The organism is Streptomyces sp. NPDC046909 (genome assembly GCF_040644695.1).
Taxonomy (GTDB): domain Bacteria; phylum Actinomycetota; class Actinomycetes; order Streptomycetales; family Streptomycetaceae; genus Streptomyces.
In genome coordinates this window covers 165,325-181,422 of sequence record NZ_JBEYXC010000021.1, presented here as the reverse complement: position 1 = coordinate 181,422, position 16,098 = coordinate 165,325, and the positions used below count along the sequence as shown (strand labels likewise).

Below are 16,098 nucleotides of genomic sequence, written 5' to 3'. Positions count from 1 at the left end.
ACCCCCCAGGTCATCCGTTCGACAGGGGGGAACAGTCATACCGGGCCCGGAGGCCAGCGGCCCTCTTGCAGGACCGCGAAGAACATAACGGGGGGTGGGTCGCTGACGGGACCGGGCCCGCCAGGGGGATCGGGTCGATCGGGGCCAGCAGGCCCGGGGTCGCCGAGAACAGGGCGCGTGTGTACGGGTGGCGGGCCGCGTCCGTGACACGGGCCGCCGGGGTCTCCTCCACGATCCGGCCCAGGTACATCGTGATCACGCGGTCGCTCATCCGCCGTACCGTCTGGATGTCGTGCGAGACGAACACCAGGGCCAGGCCCAGGCGTTCCTTCAGCGTGTTCTTGCGAGGAACCCCGGGCGTTCACGCCCGGGAGGAATCGCATCTGAAGATGGCGGTGTGGAGCACCGCGGATTCGGGCCGGAGGCGAGCAGGCCGCGGAGCGGCCGGGTGGCTTCCCAGCGGAGTCGGGTACTGCTCGTGCCGGGACAGGAGCCCGGCGAGGTCCCTCGTTCGGGTGAGGCATGGGGAACGTGTGGTGGCTGGTCGTACGGGTGCGTACGTTCGCGTTCATGAAGCTGGTGGTGCGGGTCAAGCTGCTGCCGACGCCTGAGCAGGCGGCGGCACTTGAGGCAACGCTGCACGCTTGCAACGAGGCGGCCACCTGGGTCGCCGACGTCGCCTTCGAGGCGAAGGCCATGAAGCCTCTGGACCTGCGCAAGCACACCTACCAGCAGATCAAGACCCGGTGGCAGCTGGGGGCGCAGGCCGCCCAGCACACGATCAAGAAGACCTGCGACGCCTACACCACGCTGCGCGCCAACCTCCGTAACGGCAACTACGGAAAGCCCGGCTCCACACGCTACGAGAAGGCAGCGGGCAAGCCGATTGGCTTCCGCCCGGATGCCGCCCAGCCGTATGACGACCGGATGCTGTCCTGGCAGCACGAGCAGCGCACGGTGTCGATCTGGACGGCCAGTGGGCGGATGAAACATGTCGCCTTCACCGGCGAGGCGGAGCAACTGGTGACCGTGGCCGAGCACCGGCAGGGCGAGTCGGATCTGCTGTGCCGGCGCGGGCAGTGGTACCTGCTGGTCACGTGCGAGATAGCGGAGGCGGAGCCGGACGTGCATCCGGTGGGCTTTGTCGGGGTGGATCTGGGGATCGTGAACATCGCCACCACCTCCACCGGCACGCGGCACAGCGGCCGCCGTATCAACCGGACCCGGGAACGGGACCGGAAACTCCGTGCCAAGCTGCAGAAGAAGAACACCAAGTCCGCCAAGCGGAGGGCGAAGAAACACGCGGGCAAGGAGGCCCGCCGCGCCCGGGACATCAATCACAAGATCAGCAAGTGCATCGTGGCGGAGGCTGGGGGCACCTCCCACGCCCTTTAGGCAGTGGGGGAGCACCGGTCGCGGCATCGCCCTGGAAGACCTGGGCGGCATCCGCGAGCGGGCACGGCTGAGGAAGCCCCAGCGCACCGCGCTGCACTCCTGGTCCTTTCACCAGCTCGGCTCCTTCATCGCCTACAAGGCGAAACGCGCCGGAGTCCCGGTGGTGCACGTGGATCCGGCCTACACCAGCCGGGAATGCTCTCGCTGCCACCACATTGAGAGAGCCAACCGGCCCTCCCAGGCCACCTTCACCTGCCGGTCGTGCGGCTTCGCTGAGCACGCCGACCACAACGCGTCCCACAACATCGGCCACCGCGGCTGGTGGACATGGGTCCGCGGGGCTGAGTCACAAGCCCCTGCCCTCACCCTCATCGCCTGACAACAGACGACGCGAGCGAGAGCTGGACGCAGCCGGGACACCGAAGCCATCAGTGAACCCGAGCCGCAAGCCCGGAACTTAAGCCCCGGGTAGTTGACGCACAGCACGGTCAGCAGGATCAGCAGGCCCGGGAAGACCGTTGCCCGCCAACCCACGGTCAGGAAGCATGTTCTTGCCGTCCGCGATCACGCTGCCCCAAGGGGGTCGGCGGGCCGTACACCCGCTCCGATGAAGGACAGGGACGCCTCGAAGACGATTGCCTCCGCCACTTGCACCGTGCAGAACACCACGATGGGGGCGGCGCAGTTGACGGCCACGTGGCGGACGACGATGTGGGGGGGCGCAGATCGGGACGGTGATGCCACCCCCGATGACGGCCACCAGTACGGCGGCATGGGTGATCCCCGGGAAGGCCATCACCACGTCCAGGCAGCGCATCGGCGTCTCGGCGACGCCCTTTCGGGAGGTCGCCGCCAGCGCCCAGGAGCGCCCCGGCCAGCAAGGCCAGCGTCGCGCCCAGGCCGATGGCGAGGGACCAGCGAGCCCCGTACTTCAGCCTGCTGAGGATGTCCCGGCCCGGGCTGTCCTGGCCCATCCAGTGCTCGGCGGAGGTGATGGCCCGTGCCGTCGACCGGGGCCTACTGGTCCAGTGGGTTGTGCGGGGCGAGGAACGAACTCGACGGCCTGCCATGGCCCTTGAGCGCGACCTCCACCATTTTCTCCGTGTCGATGGCGTAGTGGAGGGCCTGGCGGACGCGTACGTCGTCGAAGGGCCGGTGCCTGGTGTTGAACATCAGGAACAGGTTGTTCATACCGGCGCCGCCCGCGACCGACAGGCCACCGCTCCTGAGCTGCTCGATATTGGCGTACGGAATGTTGTCCGCGATCTGCGCGCCCGCGCTCGCCCCCGAGATCCGGGCGACCCGCGGGGCCGCGTCCACGATCGTCAGCCAGTTCATCTTCTTGAAGGCGGCGCGGCGCGGGCCGTTGTAGCCGGCGTACGCGGCGAACGTGGTGTTGGACTTCGGGTGGTGCGCGGTCTGGCGGTACGGGCCCGAGCCGACCGCGAGTCCCTTGATGGCGTCGTCCCAGGCGCCGGGCCGCGAGAAGACGTGCTTCGGCATGATCTTGGCGAGGGTGAGCCGTGAAATCCCTTCTGGGAAGGGGAACTTGAGGACCAGCTCGACGGTCCGCGCGTCGACCTTCCGCACCTGCTTCAGCCAGCTCGCGAAGAAGCCCTTCGCCAGGGTCTGCGTCTTCGGGTCGAGGACGCGGTCGAAGACGAACACCACGTCGTCGGCGGTGACCGGCTTGCCGTCGTGGAAGGTGGCGCCCGCGCGCAGGGTGAACCTCCACGTCGTGGCGTTCACGTCCTTCGGCACCTCGGTCGCCAGCGCCGCGTACGGCTCGCGGGAGATGGGGTCGGTGTCGACGAGGCCCTCGTAGATGTGGTTGTTGGCCGCCATGCAGAAGGCGGACGCCGTCTGGGTCGGGTCCCAGCTGCCGTCGTTGCCGTAGCCGATGACCGCGGTCAGGGTGTCGGAGCCGCCCCCAGTGTCGTTGGTGGACTCCGGCCCCGACGAGCAGGCCGACAACGATGCCGAGACGGCGGCGGCCGCGCCCAGGGCGCCGGTGTGCTTGAGGAAGGTCCGCCGATGCATGGTTCCTCCAGAGGAGATACGACGTCCTACGTCCCATGATTCAGCGCGACCATAGGAGCGGCCGCAGGGGTGGTCAAGGGAACACACACGAATGGCGGATCTGCCGGAGGTGGGACCAATGGCGGTGTGAAAATACGGCAGTTGACGCTGCTCATGGGTGTGCCGCGCACCCTCCGGGGAGGACACGCGGCACTCGGTCGGTTGACCGGTCGGTGCTGGTGCTGGTGTCGGCTCAGGCCGCCGCGGTGAGCTGGGCCGCGATCGCCGCGCCGTCCAGCCACACGTTCTCGCGGGAGATCCTGCCGTCCTTGAACTCGAAGACGTGCAGCATCCGGAAGGTGATCCGGCGGTTGTTGCCCGGGATGCCGAGGAAGGCGCCGGTGACGACGGCGGTGATCAGGTCCTCGGCGGTCGCGGCGTCGTCGGAGTAGTAGGTGTGGGTGCGCTCCGTCTTCTCCACGCGGAGGTCCTTCACCAGCTGGTGGTAGCGGTCCAGGGCCGCCGGGACACCGCGGATCGGGTCGCCCGGGAAGCCGACGACGTCATGCTCGACGTCCTCGGTGTAGACGGAGACCGCGCGCTCCGGGTCCCCGTGCTCCTCGGCCAGCATGTGCGTCCCGATCAGCACTTCCATTTCGGCGGGTGTCATGGTGCCCACAGGGCACCCCCTCTCGTCGTGCCGCGCACCGGGTCAAGGGCGCGGCCCCCGTTTGTGAGACGGTGATACCGTAATGAGAAGAGTCTCTCACGACAAGAGGATATTCTCATGAGCGAAGGGCGCACCGGGAGCACGACCGGCGCGCGGGGCGGGGGCGCGCGCGACCGGGAGGGCCTGTCCGGGAACCGGTCCGACGGCCTACCCGCCGAGGGGCTCACGGAGGCGCGCGCGGAAGGGCTCGCGGAGGGGTCCGAGAGGCCCGCCGACGGGCTTGGCGGAGGGCACTCTGGAGGGCCGGCCGCAGGGCTCGCCGGAGGCCGCCGCAATCAGAAGCTGCGCACCCGCCGCGCCCTCGTGGACGCCGCCGTAGCCCTGGTCCGTGAGGGCAGACAGGTCACCATCGCCGACGCCGCCGAGGTCGCACAGGTGTCCGTGGCCACCGCCTACCGCTACTTCTCCCACCCGCGGGACCTGCTCCGGGAGTCCCGTACCGTCGCCCGTGGCTTCGAGGCGGTCGCCGATCTCCCCGAGGACCCGGCCGAGCGGATCGACCTCACCGTGTCCCGCACCGCCGACCTCCAGCTCGGCGACGAGGCGGTGTGGCGGGCGGTGCTGCGCGCCTCGCTGGAGCGCTGGCGGGAGCCGTCCGACGAGGACGCGCGCGACATCCCCACCCGCAACCGCCTCCGCCTGGACCTCACCCGCACCGCCCTCGAACCCCTGGCCGACACCCTCCCGCCCGACGTCCTCCGCCGACTGACCATGGCGGTGACGCTGGTCTACGGAGCGGAGGCCATGATCACCACCCGCGACGTCTGCGAACTCGACCGCGACGAGGCGAAGGACGTCATGCGCTGGGCGGCGGGGGCGTTGCTGGAGGCGGCGCTGCGAGAGGCGGGGGCAGCGGACGCGTGAGCGCGTGGGGCGCGTGAGGGGCGCGGGGGGTGACATGTGGTGAACGGGCGGGGGTGCCGACCCCTGTGCGGCACCCCCGCCCCGGCATGTCGCCCCGGCATGTCGCCCCGGCATGTCGCGCCGGCATGTCGCTCCGAACCGGCCCCGCGTACGGCTACGGCAGGGTCTGCTCGTACGTCGAGTCCTCGGCGGAGTCGTAGACCAACTTGCCGCCCTTGTCGTACCCCTTGACGTGCGGAGCCTTGGTGACCTGCTGATTCAGCGTCCCGGCCGTCACGAACCAGCCGTGGTCCAGTACGGCCTCGCTGGTGCCGGAGTCGCCGTAGGACACCGTCACCTTCGCCACCGAGGGGCCGTACATGCCGATGACGCCCCAGCGGAACGGCAGTTTCCAGTTGCCCTTGTCCATGAACGACTGCTGGTACAACTTGCCGCTGTTGATGTCGACCAGCACCGGCCCGGCCTCCGGGAACTCGTCGTTGCCGCTACTGGTGTTGAGGCCGCTGGCCTCGCCGTCCTTCACATTGCAGATCACCCGGATCGGCGTCGGCTCCTCCTGCACGGCGACGACGAAGAACCCGTCACCGGGCGTGTTGGAGTCCCCGGTGCTGTTCATCGCGAGGATGATCCGGTAGTTGTCGGCGCTGCCCAGCTGCGAGGGGCGTTCCTTGGTCTCGAACTCCTTGTCGTAGGCGATGCACTTCTCCAGTCCGTCCACCGCCTGCTCGAAGGTGATCCCGTCCAGCAACTGCCCTTCTGTGGCGGGCTGTCCGGGCTCGGTGGGCGAGGGGGAGGAGGTGGTGCCGGCCGACGCGGACAAGGAGGCCGATGCCGATGCCGACGCGGATGCCGTGACGGAGGGCGTCGGACTGGTAGCCGTGTCCGCCGCCACCCGCGACCCCCCGCCGCCCAACGCATACGCCCCCACGGGCACCGCCGCCAGCGTCACCAGCGCCGCCCCGACCGCCGTCACCCGGCGCCGCCGCTCGGCCACACCCCGCCGCCGGATCGCCGGATACGGCGCCGGCGAGGGCCGGATCGTATAGGCGTCGGCGGCGAGCAGCCCGCGAAGTTCCTCTTCGAAGTCCCGCTCGCTCCCCGTTTCGTGTCCCTGTCCCTGCTCGTCGCTCACCTGGTGCCTCCCTGCCGGACCCCGCCCACGACCTGCGCGAGCCCGGGATACGTACGCAACTTCGCCAGCCCCTTGGACGCCTGGCTCTTCACCGTGCCGGTGGAACAGCCGAGCACCTCGGCGACCTCCGCCTCGGACAGGTCCTCCCAGTACCGCAGGACCACCACCGCCCGCTGTTTCGGCGGCAGCCCCGCCAGCGCGCCCAGCAGCGTCCCGCGCTCGTCCGCCCGCGACACGGCGTCGTCCGTCCGGGCCGTGTCCGGCGGCGCCGCGGTCAGCGCCTCCGCGACCCGCCGCTTGCGGAAACGGTCGCTGTTGCAGCTGACGAGCATCTTGCGGACGTACGCCTCCGGGTGATCGGTGCGCGAGACGCGCTGCCAGGAGCGGTACGCCTTCGCCAGAGCCGTCTGCGTCAGATCCTCGGCGTGGTGCACGTCGCCGGTCAGCAGATACGCGGTCCGGACGAGATGCGACCACCGCGCTCTGACGAATTCCTGGAACTGGGCCTCTTTGTCGGCCTGCATCAGTCACCCCCTCGCCCACCAGACCACGGATTACCGGGATTCGGTTGCCCGGGATCCCGCGCGGGGTTCGAATGAGTCCATGGAGCGGTGGGACGAGAGGACGCCCGGGGTGCTGCGGCTGCCGTCGGGCCGGCTGGTGCGGGGCCGCGGCCTGAGACACCCGCTCCCACCGGAATCGGCGCCGCCCCCCTTGTACGCCCTCTACCTCCTCGGCCATCAACCCCCCACTGTCCCCTGGGAGTTCACCTGGATCCGCTGGCCCGACTTCCGCCTCCCCACCGACCGCACGGCCGCCCGCACCGCACTGACCGAGGCCTGGGAACGGGCCGCGGGTGAGCGCGTGGAGGTGGCGTGCGGCGGCGGCCGCGGGCGTACGGGGACGGCGCTGGCCTGTCTCGCGGTCCTGGACGGCGTACCGGCCGAGGAGGCCGTCGGGTACGTGCGGGCGCACTACGACCGGCGGGCGGTGGAGACGCCGTGGCAGCGGCGCTATGTGCGGCGGTTCTCAGGGACGGCGGGCGCGGAAGCGTAGGCCGCCGGACTGCTCGCGGAGATCGACCTCAAGGCAGTGGTGTCCGGTCAACTGAGCGCCTCCGCAAGCACCTTGGCCGTGTCGCGGACGAGCGCGTCGTCCCGGGCGGCGGCCTGGTCCGGCTTCGTGGCCAGGATGGACAGGACGAGCGGGGTGCCGTCCGGCGTCCAGGCGATACCCGCGTTGTTGTTGGTGCCGTAGGAGCCGCCGCCCGTCTTGTCGGCGACCGTCCATGTCGGCGGCAGACCGGCGCGCAGGCGGGTGCTGCTCGTGGTGTTGTTCAGCAGCCAGTGCGTGAGGAGCGCGCGGTCGGGACGGTTCAGGGCGTCGCCGAGGACCAGCCGGCCGTACGTCCGGCCGATCGCGTACGGGGTCGTCGTGTCCGTGATCCGCCACGGCTCCGCCGAGTTGAGTTCCGTCTCCCAGCGGTCCAGGCGGGTCACGGGGTCGCCGAGGGAGCGGGCGAAGCGGGTGATGGCGGCGGGGCCGCCGAGTTCGCGCAGCAGGAGATTTCCGGCGCCGTTGTCGCTGAAGGTGATGGCGATCTCGGCGAGTTCGGCGACCGTCATGCCGTCGGCCAGGTGCTCACGGGTCTTGTCGGAGCCGCTCTCCGGCAGGTCGTCCGCCGTGTAGTGGATCCGCCGGGACAGGAACTCGCCGTCCTGGTCCAGGTCGCGCAGTACGGCCGCGGAGGCGAGGGTCTTGAACAGCGAGCACATGGGAAATCGCTCGTCCGCGCGGTGCCGGACGGTTCGGCCGGTGGCGAGGTTACGGGCGAACACGCCCAGCCGGGCGCCGTGTTGCTGCTCCAGGTCGCGGAGGTGTTCGGTGACGCCGTCTTCGGAGGCGGCGTGTACGGGGGCCGCTGCCATGAGGGTGGCGGCAGAGGCGGCGAGAAGGGTACGTCGGGCTAAGATCGCGCTCTCCTTCGTTCGACGGACAGGGGAGGATCCTCCGAGTGCCGGGGAAGATCTTCTGAATAGATCGACGCCGGATCGCATCCCTTGGTTGCGAGACCGTAGACCATCGGCGGACGGCGGCACGGGCACGGTCTCGCCACAGTGGGCTCATGGAGAAGACCAAGGGGATCAACAGGGCACGGTTCCTGGCGGGGGCCGGAGCGGCGGCGGTCGGGGTGGCGGGGGCGCTGCTGCCGGCGGGGGAGGCCGGTGCCGAGGGGCGTGGCCGTGAGCGCGGGCATGGGCATGGAGGTGCCGGCAAGGGCGGCCGTGGGCTGACCCGTCGCGGCGTCGTCTACACCATCGGCGCGGGGGAGACCCCGGCCACCGCGTGGAGCGCGGCCCGGATGCGGCGGGACATCCGCGCCATCCGTGACGACCTGCACGCCGACACCGTCGACGTCACCGGCGACGGCGTCGAACGCCTCACCGCCACCGCCGCCGAGGCGGCCGAACTCGGACTGCATGTGTGGCTCCAGCCGACGCTCGGGGACGTCCCGGAGCGGGAGATCCTCGACCACCTCGCGGAGACCGGCCGTTTCGCGGAGCGGCTGCGCAGGCAGGGCGCGAGCGTGGAGTTCAGCGTGGGCTGCGAGTTCTGGCTGTTCGTGCCCGGGATCATCCCGGGGGACACGGTCTTCGACCGCATCCGGAACCTCCAGAGCGGGAACGTCGACTGGGCGGCGATGCAACGCCGCCTGACCCGCTTCACGGCGAAGGCGGCGACGCTCGGCCGCAGGGTCTTCCACGGCCGCCTGAGCTACGCCTCCGCCCCCGAGATCGACCAGGTCGACTGGAACCTCTTCGACGTGGTCGGCGTCGACTACTACTCCTACTTCGGCAACAAGGCGGCCTACATACGGGAGTTGAGGCAGCACCTGCGCTGGGGCAAGCCGCTCGCCATCACCGAGTTCGGGACGTGCACCTTCCGTGGCGCCCCGGAGGCGGGCGGCATGGGCTGGAACATCGTCGACTACGACAAGACGCCGCCGGAGATCAAGGGCAACCCGCTCCCGGTGCGCAGCGAACGCACGCAGGCGGCCTATCTCCTGGACCTCCTGGACGTCTTCGAGTCGATGAACCTCTATGCGGCGATGGTGTTCGAGTTCCTCACCGCAGACGCCCCGCACCGCCCCGGCGACCCCCGCCACGACCTCGACATGGCGAGCTACGGCATCGCCAAGGCGATCCAGGACCGCCCCGGCGACCCGGACACGGGCTGGCACTGGGAGCCGAAGGAGGCGTTCCACGCGGTGGCCGGTGCCTATTGCCGTGCGCGTCAGCGGCAGTAGAGGTCGGCCGCGGGCCGCTCACCGGTGGCCAGGAACCGGGACACGGCCGCGTCCCCGCACGCGTTCCCGTTGTCGAGATAGGCGTCATGGCCCGTGGAGTTCACGGTGACCATGACGGCCCGCCGACCGAGGGCCTCGCGGAGCTTCAGGGCGCCGCTCACGGGGGTGGCGACGTCCCGTTCGTTCTGCACCAGCAGGATGTTGGAGGGCCCTCGGTCGGTGACCGTCACCGGCGGCTCCTGGGGAGCGTAGGGCCAGGCGGCACAGACCATGGCGTTACGCGGCATACCGGCGGTGAGCGGATACTTGCCCCGACTCTCCTCAACCCCCTTCTGATACAGGGGGGTTGACGTGGGCCAGGCGACGTCGTTGCACAGCGTCCCCGCCCCCACGGCAGCGACGTTCTGCAACACCGCATCGGGCGGTGAGGCGGGCGCGGCAGGCAGGGTGCCACTCTCGGCGGCCAGCATCAACTTGGCGAGCACGGGAAAGTCATCGGGGTCGTACAGCACGTCCAGCATGGTCTGCCGCAACACATTCCCGTTCAGCTCCTCGGGATTGGCCCCGGGCCAAGGAATCGGCTCCCGATCGAGCCGAGCGGCCAACTCCAGGAAGAGCAGCCGCACTTGGTCGGCATTCTCGGCGAGCTGATACGGATTCCCGGGCGCCGCTGCCCACTTGGCGAACTCGGGGAACGTGTCCTCGACCCCCTGCTCATGCCCGGCGAGCCAGGCACGGGACACCTTCGTCGGATCCGGGTTGTCATTGCTGTCCAGGACGAAACGGTCGGTGCGCTGCGGAAACAACTGGGCGTAGACGGCCCCGACATACGTCCCGTACGACACTCCCCACGCGGAGATCTTCCGCTCGCCCAGCGCGGCTCGGAGGCGATCGAGGTCGCGGGCCTCGTTACGGGTGCTGATGTGCCCAAGCAGCTCACCCCCGTTGGTGGCGCAGGCGTCCGCCATCCGCCGGGCGGTGACCATGTTGCCCTCGACGGAGCCGTCGGCGCCGGGCCAGGGCCGCAGTCTGGACAGCGCGAGATCCTCGTGCGCCAGCCCGCAGTCCACGGAGGTGGAGGGCGCGAGCCCACGAGGCGCGAACCCGATCAGGTCGTAAGCATCCCGGACGTCCTGCGGCAGCTTCTGCCCTTTCCCGGAAGGGTCATTGAGGCTGGACCCACCCGGCCCCCCGGGAATGAGGAACAGCGCCCCGCGCCGAGCACTCGGCCTCTCGCTCACGATCCGGGAAACCGCGATGCTGATCTTCCGGCCACCGGGATCGGCGTAATCCATGGGGACTTGGAGGCTGGCGCACTGCTGACGGGGATCGACGGCGGAGCCGGTGCACGGCTTCCAGTCGAGAGCGGGCCCCGACTCGGCTGCGGCAGCGGCCGACGGAGTGGAGCCCCCGAAGGAGACGACGGCGGCGACGGCCGTGAGAGAGACGGCGAGGGCGGCGTTCCAAGCGATCTGCTTCTTCTTCATGTTCGTCATGCTCGAGAGCCTCGCGGATCTTCGCCCCCCGCCCCATCCGGCCAACTGCCTTGTCGAACGGGGGGTTTACCCCAGGCCCGGACGGAAATCGCGGCTAGAGGGTTCTTGCCGCGCGGGCTCGGCGAGCTGCGACAGTGGTCCGGCTCGCGCAGGTGTTGGAGCCGAAGCGGCGGATGCCGCGTGGCGCTGGCAGGCGGCGGCACCAATTGGCAGATCCGTTCCCACCCGCCGCCGGTAACACCGCAGGTGGCCGAGCCCCAAGCCCGGACAGATCTGCCAATTACTCAGCCAGCAACCCCGCCTCCACCCCCGCTCCACCAACCGGTAGCCGCTGAGCCCTCCCGGTGTCCCGCCGAGGCGCGCCCGCGCCCGCCCGGCCGTCCACCGACGGTCAGACGCCAGGCTCACCCGGCGTGCCGCCGAGGTACGGGGGCGCCCCACCCACCGCACCGCGAACCCACCCGGCGGGCCATCCATCCCCCAGGGCCGCCCGCTCGCTAATCACGACGCTGACAAAGAAGCGGGCGGCCGCACGGCAACGTCTCCGGCAGGCGCTCACCCCGAGGTCCGAATGCCAGGCGTGCCGCGCTTGAAAACGCCGTCGGTTGCGGCGTCCCCTCAATCCGCCGCCCCTCAATCCGCCGCCCCTCAATCCACCCGCCCGATATAAGCGCCGAATGGGGAGTCCACGGCCAAGGGGTTGAATCGTTGGCCATGGTTCGGCTTCAACGCCCGTACCTCGCCCCGCACTTGCAGTGCACAGACTCCTGCCGAGTGTAGGAGGAAAGACACGCACCGCATGCCTGAAGCGTGAAAGTCGAATAGGCGGGGGATTCAGGTGACGGTGACGAAAGAGGAGCCGAAATGAAACCCCCCGTCGGCAGCCACGTCGTGGACACCCGTAGTGGAAAGGTGGGCATCGTCATGGGGCATGAAGGACCGTACGTACAACTGAGACCGTACGGCGGCGGAAAGGAGTGGGACGTGGCGCCGGACACGGTCCGCCGGGCCACCCCCGCCGAGCGGCTCAGCGCCGCGACGGCGTATGCGAACGCCCGCAGCCGGGGTGAGGTGCCTTGACGCCGGTGTCGTAGGGTGCGGGCGCATGGGCCTGTGGAGCATACGGAGATGGACGAAGAAGAAGGCGGCGTCGGGGCAGAAGGTCTCGAAGCGCTACCCCGTCCCCCTCACCACCCACCAGCTCTGGATGGTCTCCCTGAGCGCCCCCGTCAGCCGGGGCCGGGACGCCTCCCGCACCACCCTCTACCCGTTCACGCGGCTCGACGACGACCGCGCCCGGAGCTGGCTGGCCGAGCAGTGGGAGATCACCTCGCGTGACGAGCTGGCCGACCGGCTCGACGACCTGGCCCGTTCCGGGTACCGGGCACGGGCCCAGCAGCTGCTCGGGGTGTCCCCGCTCGCCTGGGACGCCGCGCTGTACGTCGACATCTCCCGGCGCGGTTTCGCCTCCGGGCTGATCACCGAGGGCGAGGCGTGGACCGCCCTGAAGAACATCGTGCCGGCGGTGGTGTCGGCGTACGCCTCGTGGCAGGAGTACGCCGACCACTACCTGCTGGGCCGGAAGGTCTGGCGGGAGCGACTGGTAGGTACTCCCGACATCCCCGCCCAATCCACCCCCGCCCAATCCACCCCCGCCCAATCCACCCCCGCCCAATCCACCCCCGCCCAATCCACCCCTGCCCAGTCCACCCCCGCCCCCCAATCCACCGCCGACGCCCACCTCCGCGCCCTCCTCGACCCCGCCAACCGGGCCAGCCCCTGGAACCTCGCCCCCTGGGACACCATCAGCCGGCCGGACCGGGCACGGTGAGCCCCGCGCGTACGGGAGAATGAGGGCATGAGCCTGTTCCGGGATGACGGCATCGTCCTGCGGACCCAGAAACTCGGGGAAGCGGACCGGATCATCACCATGCTCACGCGCGGTCACGGACGGGTACGGGCCGTGGCGCGCGGTGTCCGGCGGACCAAGTCGAAGTTCGGGGCGCGGCTCGAACCCTTCTCCCATGTGGACGTGCAGTTCTTCGCGCGGGGAAGCGAGCTGATCGGGCGGGGGCTGCCCCTCTGCACCCAGAGCGAGACCATCGCGCCGTACGGCGGTGGCATCGTCAGCGACTACGCGCGGTACACCGCGGGGACCGCCATGCTCGAAACCGCCGAGCGGTTCACCGACCACGAGGGCGAGCCCGCCGTACAGCAGTATCTGCTGCTGGTCGGGGCGCTCAGGACCCTCTCCCGTGGTGAGCACGCCCCCCATCTCGTCCTCGACGCCTTCCTGCTGCGCTCCCTCGCCGTCAACGGCTACGCCCCCAGCTTCAGCGACTGCGCGAAGTGCGGAATGCCCGGGCCGAACCGGTTCTTCTCGGTCGGTTCCGGCGGCTCCGTGTGCGTGGACTGCCGGGTGCCGGGGAGCGTCGTACCCTCGCCGCAGACCCTCGAACTCCTCGGCGCGCTGCTTACGGGAGACTGGGAGACGGCGGACGCGAGTGAGCCCCGGCATGTCCGGGAGGGGAGCGGACTGGTCTCCGCCTACCTGCACTGGCATCTGGAACGCGGACTGCGTTCGCTGCGGTACGTCGAGAAGTAGGAACAGCGAGCAGGAAAAGCAAGCCGGAACAGCAAGCAGGAACAACAAGCCGGAAAAGCTGGAAGCAAGGAAGCAAGGGAGACGAGAAGCACATGGTCGTTCGCGGGATCCTGGGTCGCCAGCGCCGTGAGTACAAGGCGCCGGAGCCGCACCCGTCCGGTGCCCGCGCGCCGAAGCTGCCCGGCGAGCTCGTCCCCAAGCACGTGGCGATCGTCATGGACGGGAACGGGCGTTGGGCCAAGGAGCGGGGGCTGCCGCGCACCGAGGGTCACAAGGTCGGTGCCGAGCGGGTGCTCGATGTGCTCCAGGGCGGGGTCGAGATGGGCGTCGGCGCCATCTCCCTCTACGCCTTCTCCACCGAGAACTGGAAGCGTTCGCCCGACGAGGTGCGCTTCCTCATGAACTTCAACCGTGACTTCATCCGCAAGACCCGCGACACCCTCGACGAACTCGGCATCCGGGTCCGCTGGGTGGGCCGCATGCCCAAGCTGTGGAAGTCGGTCGCCAAGGAGCTCCAGGTCGCCCAGGAGCAGACCAAGGACAACGACAAGCTCACCCTGTACTTCTGCATGAACTACGGCGGCCGCGCGGAGATCGCGGACGCGGCGAAGGCGCTCGCGGAGGATGTCGCGGCGGGGCGTCTCGACCCGTCGAAGGTGACGGAGAAGACCCTCACCAAGTACATGTACTACCCGGACATGCCGGACGTGGACCTCTTCCTGCGGCCCAGCGGCGAGCAGCGCACCTCCAACTACCTGATCTGGCAGAGCGCCTACGCCGAGATGGTCTTCCAGGACGTGCTGTGGCCGGACTTCGACCGCCGTGACCTGTGGCGGGCCTGCGTCGAGTTCGCCTCCCGGGACCGCCGCTTCGGCGGGGCGATCCCGAACGAGGAACTTTTGGCCATGGAGGGAAGGACTGGCGACCAGTAGGCCACCTCGTAGCCGCTGTTCGTTCACCCGGGCCGTTGACGCTGCGGGAGATCACCCACCGGATCCCACCGGATCCCACCGGATCCCACCGGGTCCCACCGGATCCGCCCCTGATCTCCCGCTCGCCTCGCTGAAACGGCCACCCATGAACCGCCTGACGCCCGCCGCCGCCCTCGCCCTCGGCGCCCTCATCCTCACAGCGCTCCCCGCCCAAGCCGACTCCGGCTCCGGCCTCGACCCCGACCCCCACCTGGCCCACCGAGACAGCTACGGCACAAAGGCCACGTACGAGCCCGAGGGACACCGCTACTCGCACGCCCCCGCCGGTTTCACCCCCGTCTTCACCGAGAACGTCTCCCGGCACGGCTCCCGCTCCGCCACCGACAGCGAGGACGGCGACCTGATCCTCGCCTTGTGGGACAAGGCCGAGTCGGCGGGTCAACTCACCGGCAAGGGTGAGGAGTTCGGGCCGAAGGTGCGGGCTCTGGAGGCCGCGATGGCGAAGGTCGGCTACGGCAATCTGAGCGGACTCGGCAAGGAGGAGCTCCACGACACGGCGGTCCGCGCCGCCGAGCGGCTCCCCTCCCTCTTCTCGAAGATCGCCGCCGACGGCGAGAAGATCGACGTCGTCAGCTCCGGCCAGGGCCGGGCCATCGACAGCGCCAACGTGTACGCGAGCGCCCTCGCCGACACGAACCCCGCGCTCAAGCCGTTGATCGGCGAGACGCGCACCGACAAGGACCTGCTGTACTTCCACAAGGCGGCGGGCGGGGCGGCGTACCGCGACTACCTCGCGAACGACCAGCGCCTCGCGCGCACCCTTGAGTCGATCACCGACCAGCCGCGCACCCACACGGCCGCCCGGAGCGTGCTGCGGCGGCTCTTCACGGCCGACTTCGTCGACGGGCTGAGCGAGAGCGACCGGATCGCCGCCGCCACCGCCGTATACAACCTGTACGCCATCGCCCCCGCCATGAGCGACGAGAGCCCCGACGGCAAGGGCAAGGGCAAGGCCAAAGGCAAGGGCGAGGGCTGGGGCATGGAGCGGTACATCTCGCGCTCCGACGCCGCCTGGTTCGGATATCTCAGCGACGCCGAGGACTTCTACGAGAAGGGCCCGGGCTTCGCGGACAGCGACATCACCTACGACATGGCCAACGTCCTCCTCGACGACTTCTTCGAGCAGGCCGAGGCCAAGCGCGCAGGCACCAGCACCCTCGGCGCCGAACTCCGTTTCACCCACGCCGAGGAGATCATCCCGCTGGCCGCGCTGATGGGGCTGCCGGGGAGCACGGAGGGCGTGACCGAGGACAGCCCCTACACCTACGCCGACAACCCCTGGCGCGGCGCGTCCGTGTCGCCGCTCGGCGCGAACATCCAGTGGGACGTGTACGAGAAGGACGGCCGGTACCTGGTCCGCATGCTCTACAACGAGAAGGAGACCGCCTTCAAGGCTGCCTGCCGGCCCATCGCCAAGGGCAGCAAGTTCTATGACCTGGACGAACTGGAGCGCTGCTTCAAGCGTGAGTAAAGGCGGGAATAGGCTGTACGCACATGCGACTTAAGATCACGGACGACCGAATGATCTCAAGGGCGAGATCGTGAACCGCATGATCTC

16 protein-coding genes and 1 pseudogene are annotated in these 16,098 nt (G+C 69.8%); 10 read left to right on the top strand and 7 right to left on the bottom strand.

Annotation, left to right across the window (positions count from 1 at the left end):
- Positions 1 to 58 precede the first annotated feature (58 nt).
- A pseudogene (locus ABZ928_RS45940) lies at positions 59 to 334 on the bottom strand (hypothetical protein); the annotation flags it as partial.
- 188 nt (positions 335 to 522) lie between these two features.
- Between ABZ928_RS45940 and ABZ928_RS45935 the strand changes: the two are divergent.
- Both ABZ928_RS45935 and ABZ928_RS45930 read left to right on the top strand, forming a co-directional pair.
- Positions 523 to 1,395: a transposase gene (locus ABZ928_RS45935; RefSeq protein WP_361533474.1), complete on the top strand. Its 873-nt coding sequence runs from the start codon at positions 523 to 525 to the stop codon at positions 1,393 to 1,395.
- Positions 1,337 to 1,774: a transposase gene (locus ABZ928_RS45930; protein ID WP_361533517.1), complete on the top strand. Its 438-nt coding sequence runs from the start codon at positions 1,337 to 1,339 to the stop codon at positions 1,772 to 1,774. The genes ABZ928_RS45935 and ABZ928_RS45930 overlap by 59 nt, the downstream gene beginning before the upstream one ends.
- A 638-nt stretch (positions 1,775 to 2,412) precedes the next feature.
- Here the strand turns inward: ABZ928_RS45930 and ABZ928_RS45925 are convergent.
- Both ABZ928_RS45925 and ABZ928_RS45920 read right to left on the bottom strand, forming a co-directional pair.
- Positions 2,413 to 3,435 carry an ABC transporter substrate-binding protein gene (locus tag ABZ928_RS45925; RefSeq protein ID WP_361533471.1) on the bottom strand — a complete coding sequence of 341 codons (1,023 nt, stop codon included), beginning with the start codon at positions 3,433 to 3,435 and terminating at the stop codon, positions 2,413 to 2,415.
- A gap of 232 nt (positions 3,436 to 3,667) precedes the next feature.
- Complete coding sequence (locus ABZ928_RS45920; RefSeq protein WP_361533468.1) at positions 3,668 to 4,084, bottom strand: ester cyclase; 417 nt, start codon at positions 4,082 to 4,084, stop codon at positions 3,668 to 3,670.
- Between the two features lie 117 nt (positions 4,085 to 4,201).
- Between ABZ928_RS45920 and ABZ928_RS45915 the strand changes: the two genes are divergently transcribed.
- The gene (locus ABZ928_RS45915) at positions 4,202 to 5,008 is read left to right on the top strand and encodes a TetR/AcrR family transcriptional regulator (RefSeq protein ID WP_361533465.1); all 807 of its coding nucleotides are present in this window, start codon (positions 4,202 to 4,204) and stop codon (positions 5,006 to 5,008) included.
- A gap of 154 nt (positions 5,009 to 5,162) precedes the next feature.
- Here ABZ928_RS45915 and ABZ928_RS45910 read toward each other — a convergent pair whose 3' ends face one another.
- Both ABZ928_RS45910 and ABZ928_RS45905 read right to left on the bottom strand, forming a co-directional pair.
- On the bottom strand, positions 5,163 to 6,140 hold the full coding sequence (locus tag ABZ928_RS45910; RefSeq protein ID WP_361533462.1) for a hypothetical protein: 978 nt from the start codon (positions 6,138 to 6,140) through the stop codon (positions 5,163 to 5,165).
- Positions 6,137 to 6,664, bottom strand: a complete 528-nt coding sequence (locus ABZ928_RS45905) for a SigE family RNA polymerase sigma factor (RefSeq protein ID WP_361533459.1) — start codon at positions 6,662 to 6,664, stop codon at positions 6,137 to 6,139. Before ABZ928_RS45905 ends, ABZ928_RS45910 begins: the two co-directional genes overlap by 4 nt.
- Before the next feature lie 79 nt (positions 6,665 to 6,743).
- On the opposite strand from ABZ928_RS45905, the gene ABZ928_RS45900 reads away from it, so the two are divergent.
- The gene (locus ABZ928_RS45900; protein ID WP_361533456.1) at positions 6,744 to 7,196 is read left to right on the top strand and encodes a protein-tyrosine phosphatase family protein; all 453 of its coding nucleotides are present in this window, start codon (positions 6,744 to 6,746) and stop codon (positions 7,194 to 7,196) included.
- 47 nt (positions 7,197 to 7,243) lie between these two features.
- Here the strand turns inward: ABZ928_RS45900 and bla are convergent, their stop codons facing one another.
- On the bottom strand, positions 7,244 to 8,068 hold the full coding sequence (gene bla, locus ABZ928_RS45895) for a class A beta-lactamase (protein ID WP_361533453.1): 825 nt from the start codon (positions 8,066 to 8,068) through the stop codon (positions 7,244 to 7,246).
- A 197-nt stretch (positions 8,069 to 8,265) separates the two neighbouring features.
- On the opposite strand from bla, the gene ABZ928_RS45890 reads away from it, so the two are divergent.
- On the top strand, positions 8,266 to 9,447 hold the full coding sequence (locus tag ABZ928_RS45890; protein WP_361533450.1) for an abortive phage infection protein: 1,182 nt from the start codon (positions 8,266 to 8,268) through the stop codon (positions 9,445 to 9,447).
- On the opposite strand, the gene ABZ928_RS45885 is transcribed toward ABZ928_RS45890, so the two are convergent.
- Positions 9,435 to 10,943 carry an alpha/beta hydrolase gene (locus ABZ928_RS45885; RefSeq protein ID WP_361533447.1) on the bottom strand — a complete coding sequence of 503 codons (1,509 nt, stop codon included), beginning with the start codon at positions 10,941 to 10,943 and terminating at the stop codon, positions 9,435 to 9,437. The genes ABZ928_RS45890 and ABZ928_RS45885 overlap by 13 nt on opposite strands.
- An 864-nt stretch (positions 10,944 to 11,807) precedes the next feature.
- On the opposite strand from ABZ928_RS45885, the gene ABZ928_RS45880 reads away from it, so the two are divergent.
- From ABZ928_RS45880 to ABZ928_RS45860, 5 genes are all read left to right on the top strand, one after another.
- A complete protein-coding gene (locus ABZ928_RS45880) occupies positions 11,808 to 12,023 on the top strand; it encodes a hypothetical protein (RefSeq protein WP_361533444.1) in 216 nt (71 codons plus the stop codon).
- Between the two features lie 25 nt (positions 12,024 to 12,048).
- Entirely contained in the window at positions 12,049 to 12,774 is a 726-nt protein-coding gene (locus tag ABZ928_RS45875; protein WP_361533441.1) for a DUF1266 domain-containing protein, read from the top strand.
- A 27-nt stretch (positions 12,775 to 12,801) separates the two neighbouring features.
- Positions 12,802 to 13,548, top strand: a complete 747-nt coding sequence (recO, locus tag ABZ928_RS45870; protein WP_361533438.1) for a DNA repair protein RecO — start codon at positions 12,802 to 12,804, stop codon at positions 13,546 to 13,548.
- A gap of 92 nt (positions 13,549 to 13,640) precedes the next feature.
- On the top strand, positions 13,641 to 14,480 hold the full coding sequence (locus ABZ928_RS45865) for an isoprenyl transferase (protein WP_361533435.1): 840 nt from the start codon (positions 13,641 to 13,643) through the stop codon (positions 14,478 to 14,480).
- Positions 14,481 to 14,625: 145 nt separating this feature from the next.
- Entirely contained in the window at positions 14,626 to 16,011 is a 1,386-nt protein-coding gene (locus ABZ928_RS45860) for a histidine-type phosphatase (protein ID WP_361533432.1), read from the top strand.
- The last annotated feature ends 87 nt before the right edge of the window (positions 16,012 to 16,098 follow it).